This window comes from Thiocapsa sp., assembly GCF_011390875.1.
In the GTDB taxonomy this organism is placed as follows: Bacteria; Pseudomonadota; Gammaproteobacteria; order Chromatiales; family Chromatiaceae; genus Thiocapsa.
This window is the reverse complement of record NZ_JAABRP010000295.1, coordinates 1-4,282: the sequence shown is the minus strand read 5'-3', so window position 1 is coordinate 4,282 and position 4,282 is coordinate 1. Positions and strand designations below refer to the sequence as shown.

The 4,282-nt window shown below is 65.6% G+C and carries 5 protein-coding genes; 2 read left to right on the top strand and 3 right to left on the bottom strand.

Annotation, left to right across the window (positions count from 1 at the left end; translation table 11 throughout):
* Positions 1-86: 86 nt before the first annotated feature.
* Entirely contained in the window at positions 87-878 is a 792-nt protein-coding gene (locus GPT33_RS17300) for a DUF2272 domain-containing protein (protein WP_296811501.1), read from the top strand.
* A gap of 156 nt (positions 879-1,034) precedes the next feature.
* Complete coding sequence (locus tag GPT33_RS17295; protein ID WP_296811497.1) at positions 1,035-1,610, top strand: hypothetical protein; 576 nt, start codon at positions 1,035-1,037, stop codon at positions 1,608-1,610.
* A 140-nt stretch (positions 1,611-1,750) separates the two neighbouring features.
* Here the strand turns inward: GPT33_RS17295 and GPT33_RS17290 are convergent, their stop codons facing one another.
* From GPT33_RS17290 to GPT33_RS17280, 3 genes are all read right to left on the bottom strand, one after another.
* A complete protein-coding gene (locus GPT33_RS17290; RefSeq protein WP_296811493.1) occupies positions 1,751-2,965 on the bottom strand; it encodes a hypothetical protein in 1,215 nt (404 codons plus the stop codon).
* Positions 2,966-2,975: 10 nt separating this feature from the next.
* A complete protein-coding gene (locus GPT33_RS17285; protein ID WP_296811490.1) occupies positions 2,976-3,302 on the bottom strand; it encodes a cupin domain-containing protein in 327 nt (108 codons plus the stop codon).
* A gap of 383 nt (positions 3,303-3,685) precedes the next feature.
* On the bottom strand, positions 3,686-4,282 hold a 597-nt coding region (locus GPT33_RS17280; RefSeq protein ID WP_296811486.1), incomplete at its 5' end, for a DUF3400 domain-containing protein.

Genomic DNA, 4,282 nt, shown 5'->3' with positions numbered 1-4,282 from the left:
CCCGCCCCGGTAGCCCAAGATTCGTCGTCGCCCGATGATATACACCCGATGCCGACGCCCGGCCGCACCCAAACGGAGTCCGTCCCATGCCGTGTTGTCCCTCCGTGCCGTGCCGTGCCGAGCAGGCCCTGGCCCGCGCACTCTGCGTCGCGCTTTGCCTGACCTTGGTCGCCTGCGGAGCCCCGGCCCCGCGCCCCGGCGAGGCCCCCGGGACCTGGGCCGGACGCCCTATCGGCCAGGCACCATCGCCCAACCCCGGACTCAAACAGGCGATGATCCAGCGCGCAACCCGCGAGTGGCAGCACTTCGATCGGCAGGTCGTCGTCTTCAAAGGCTCCGAGGAGAGCATCCCCCACGTCGGCGCCTGGGAGGACGATTACAGTCATGTCAGCCGGGTCAATCTCTATTGGCGCGCGGTCAACAAACCGACGCTCGACGGCCTGGACTGTCGGCAGCCCTGGTCGGCCGCCTTCATCAGCTGGGTCATGCAGAGCGCGGGTGTACCGACGAGCCAGTTCCGCCCGGCGATCGCCCACTGGGTCTATCTTTCCAGTATGGTCGAGGAGGCGAGCTATCCGGGTCGCTACTTCGTCCCCCGGCGGATTCAGGACTACAGTCCCCAGCCGGGGGACCTGGTCTGTGCGGCGCGGGGCCGCACGCCGGTGCGTCCGGTCGACGGCTACACCAGTGCCTGGATGCTCCAGGGTGCGGAAACCCACTGCGACCTGGTGGTCGGCAAGAACCTCCAAACGCTCGAGGTCATCGGCGGGAACGTGCGAAACTCGGTCTCCAAAAGCATCCTCGAGCTGGATGATCGCGGTCGACTCAAGCCCGTGGCGCGCCGGCCCTGGTTCCTGGTAATGGAGAACCGGCTCTGAGGTTGCACGGCACGACACTCAGCCGTAGGTTGGGCAAAGCGCAGCGGGCCCAAACCGTGCCGGCATCATAGGGAGCCATCGGGTACGCTGCCCTTTGCCCAACCGACCTGCTCATGTTGCCTTGAATCGTTCCATATCAGGTCAGCGGAGGTGACCATGCACAACAAAGAAAGACAGCTTCGGACAGCATGCCTCGGCGCCCTTCCGTCGATCCTATTGCTCTGCGCCGTCCAGGCGCACGCCGCCGAGCCCTGGACCGCACCGCTGCAACGAGGGGGCCAGGTCGAGATCGATCCCCGCACCAACCGCCCGATACTCGATCAGGACGGTCGACGCACCCAACTCTGGGACGGCGTGCACCGACTGGAAGACGGCTCGGTCATCCGCATCGAGGGCGGCCGGGTGGTGCCGACGACGGACATGTTGGCGCCAAGCGACACACCGAGCGAGCCGGCGACATCCGATGCCGACGCGGCCGAAGCTGCCGAACGCACGACCGAGCAACCAACCGGAGACCGCCTCACCGGCGCATCCCCCTGCGAGCAGTTGGTACTCCAAGTGTGCGGCACCGCCCGCACCTGCTGGCGCGCGCCCGCATGCGAAGCCGCGCGGCAACTGCGGGAGATGGAGCAGGAGGAATGGCTCAAAGGCGCCGACCCAAGCCTCGTCACGGAAAGCGGGAAACAATGCGAGGAGGCCATGAACAACCCCTTCTTCGCACAATGCCCATAGCCACACCCACCCCGTAGGATGGGTAGAGCGAAGCGAAACCCATCCTCCCCGCTCCAACCCGCAGCTCCCGAACCGGCACAGCGAAGCGAAACCCATCCTCCCCGTCGAGCCCCCCTCGGAGAAGGCGACGCCTTCCCGCCTCACCTGCAACGTCGCGACACCAAAAACTGCCGCAGCAGATGCGGGTGAATCTCGCCCAACGCCCGACGCCGGTCGACCGTGTCGTCGCCGGTCACCAACCCATGCAGGAGCCGATACGCCGTGTCGCGATCGTCGGAAGACGTCTCGCTCGGCGGGAGCACCGCAAAGGCGCCGGGATCCTGCAACAGTAGCCACGCCGGAAAATCCTCGGTCGCCAACTCCTCGTCGAGTTCGAGATCACCGAACGCCTCCCAAAGGTCGGCCAGGCGACGATCCGGAAACGCCGGGTCGCGCAAAACGCGCTCCGCCGCCGACGGATACTCGCGGCAGAGCCACAACCAGTCTCGGCGCGCACCGAACGGATCACGAGCGCGCCAGCAGGACTCGGCATGGACGAGGACAAGCACCGGCTGGTCGAGCCAGTCGGGCTCGGCCTCGATCGCTTCGCGTGCGCGCTCCCACCGCCCCGCCCGAGTCCAAGCGATCGACGCGTGGACTTCACCCGCACCCGGGGTGAAAGGGCGGCCGGCCAGCCGCTCTGCAAGCGCCGCCCACAGGGTTCCGAGGAAATCGCGCACTCGATGGCCCAGCAGCTGTCCGGCCAAGGGCCCGATCTCTTCGAGCTCGCGCCATCGCTCCTCGACACGCCCGTCGCGCGCGCTTGCATCGGCATCGTCGAGGGTCTGGATCAGCCGTAGAAAGCCGCCGAGTCGCGGATGCCGTGGCTCGCGATGCATCAATCGGGCGACCTGATCGCGCGCGCGATCCGTACGGTGCTCCACCAGGGCCGCGCGGACCTCGTCCTCGAGCAGCAGCGCGGTGCTGTCCTGAAATAGGTCCAACTGGCAACGCTCCGGGGGCGGCGCATAGGCGAGCGCAAAGGCGCGGGTCAGCCCCGCATGCGGACCGATGCACAGCGGGCGCTGCTCCCGATCGCCCCAAGCCGTGTGCTCAAGCGCGACGGCCACAAGCTTCTGTCCGCGCGCATAGGCGCCTGCCTCCTCCAGAAATCCCGCAACCGCCTCCGGTGCGGCCCGGAGCGCGCCCTGCAGCTCCGAGCGATGACTCGTCCGCCAGGCGACATAGTCCTCGTAGCCGAGCAGCTCGGCCGCAAGCAGAAGCTCGAACGGGTCGAGCCGCCCCTGCTCGAGCAGCAGGCGATCGACGAGCGGTCGCAGTGCCTGATCCGGGATCGCCCTGTGTGCCGAGTCCATCAGGTCGCCCTCAGACTTCGATCGGGTTGGCGTGGATATGGACTGCCAACCAAAGACAACGGGGCTCAGCCGAGGTCTTAAGGACACGATGCGGGGTCCCCGACGGGATGAACCGATAATCGCCGGGCCGCAAGGTGAGCGTCTCTCCGTCGACCCAAAGCTCCGCCTCGCCCTGCAGCAAACAGACCCACTCGTCCTGGATCTGATCGTAGAGGACGGAATCGGGTCGATCGCTGCTCAGGATGCGCTCGATCCGAACGTTTGAGCAGCGCAACAGCTCCTCGAACGCCTCGCCACGAGCGATCCGGGGAAGGTCCTGAAAAAGATTGCACGACACCCCGATCAGCCCTCGCCAAAGAAAGATTCAAAACAACCGAAACGTAGGATGGGTAGAGCGTCAGCGAAACCCATCCTCCCCGCTCCAATCCCGCGGTCCTCGTTCCCGTCTGGGTTTCGCTGCGCTCTACAGATCGAAACCCGGCAACGCGGTGGTTTGGAGGATGGGTTTCGCTGCGCTCTACAGATCGAAACCCGGCAACGCGGTGGTTTGGAGGATGGGTTTCGCTGCGCTCTACCCATCCTACGCGTCCATCAAAGATGTTCGCCCTGTCTCTGAATTGTCTCTTAAGACATCCTGAACCGCGTGTCACCGAGTCCGCGTTTAGCCTCGACGCCCGTCGAAAACCGCGGCATGAAGGGAGCACCGGACGCGGTTCAGCCTTACAACAAGACCCGCTCGATCCCCCCGTCCTGCACCCGATCCAAGAACCGCTGCTGCCAGCCCTCGCCCAGCATCCGACCGGCCATCTCGACCACGATATAGTCGGTCTTCAGACCCGTGTCGTCGGTGTACTTGGCGAGACCTTGCTGGCAGGCGGGACAAGACGTCAAGAGCTTGACCTCGCCGGCCCGGACCACGTCCTGCCCGGTAAGCGCCTGAATCCCGGCGGTCAACTCCTCCTGCTTGCGGAACCGCACCTGGTTGGCGATGTCCGGCCGCGATGTCCCGAGCGTGCCCGCCTCGCCGCAGCAGCGGTCCGAGAGCATGACCGGCTGGCCGATCAGACTCGCCGCGACCTTCAGCGGTGCATGGGTCTTCATCGGCGAGTGACAGGGATCGTGATAGAGATACTGGACCCCTTCGACACCGTCCAGACTCATGCCCTTCTCCATCAGCCACTCATGGATGTCGAGCAGACGGCAGCCGGGGAAGATGCGCCCGAACTCGTATTTGAGCAGTTGATCCATGCAGGTCCCACAGGAGACGACGACCGTGCGGATATCCATGTAATTAAGCGTATTGGCGACGCGATGGAA

Bases quoted from the DNA above. Each gene is read 5' to 3' on its own strand.
- GPT33_RS17300 (WP_296811501.1), top strand. From the start codon at position 87: ATGCCGTGTTGTCCCTCCGTGCCGTGCCGTGCCGAGCAGGCCCTGGCC.
- GPT33_RS17295 (WP_296811497.1), top strand. From the start codon at position 1,035: ATGCACAACAAAGAAAGACAGCTTCGGACAGCATGCCTCGGCGCCCTT.
- GPT33_RS17290 (WP_296811493.1), bottom strand. From the start codon at position 2,965: ATGGACTCGGCACACAGGGCGATCCCGGATCAGGCACTGCGACCGCTC.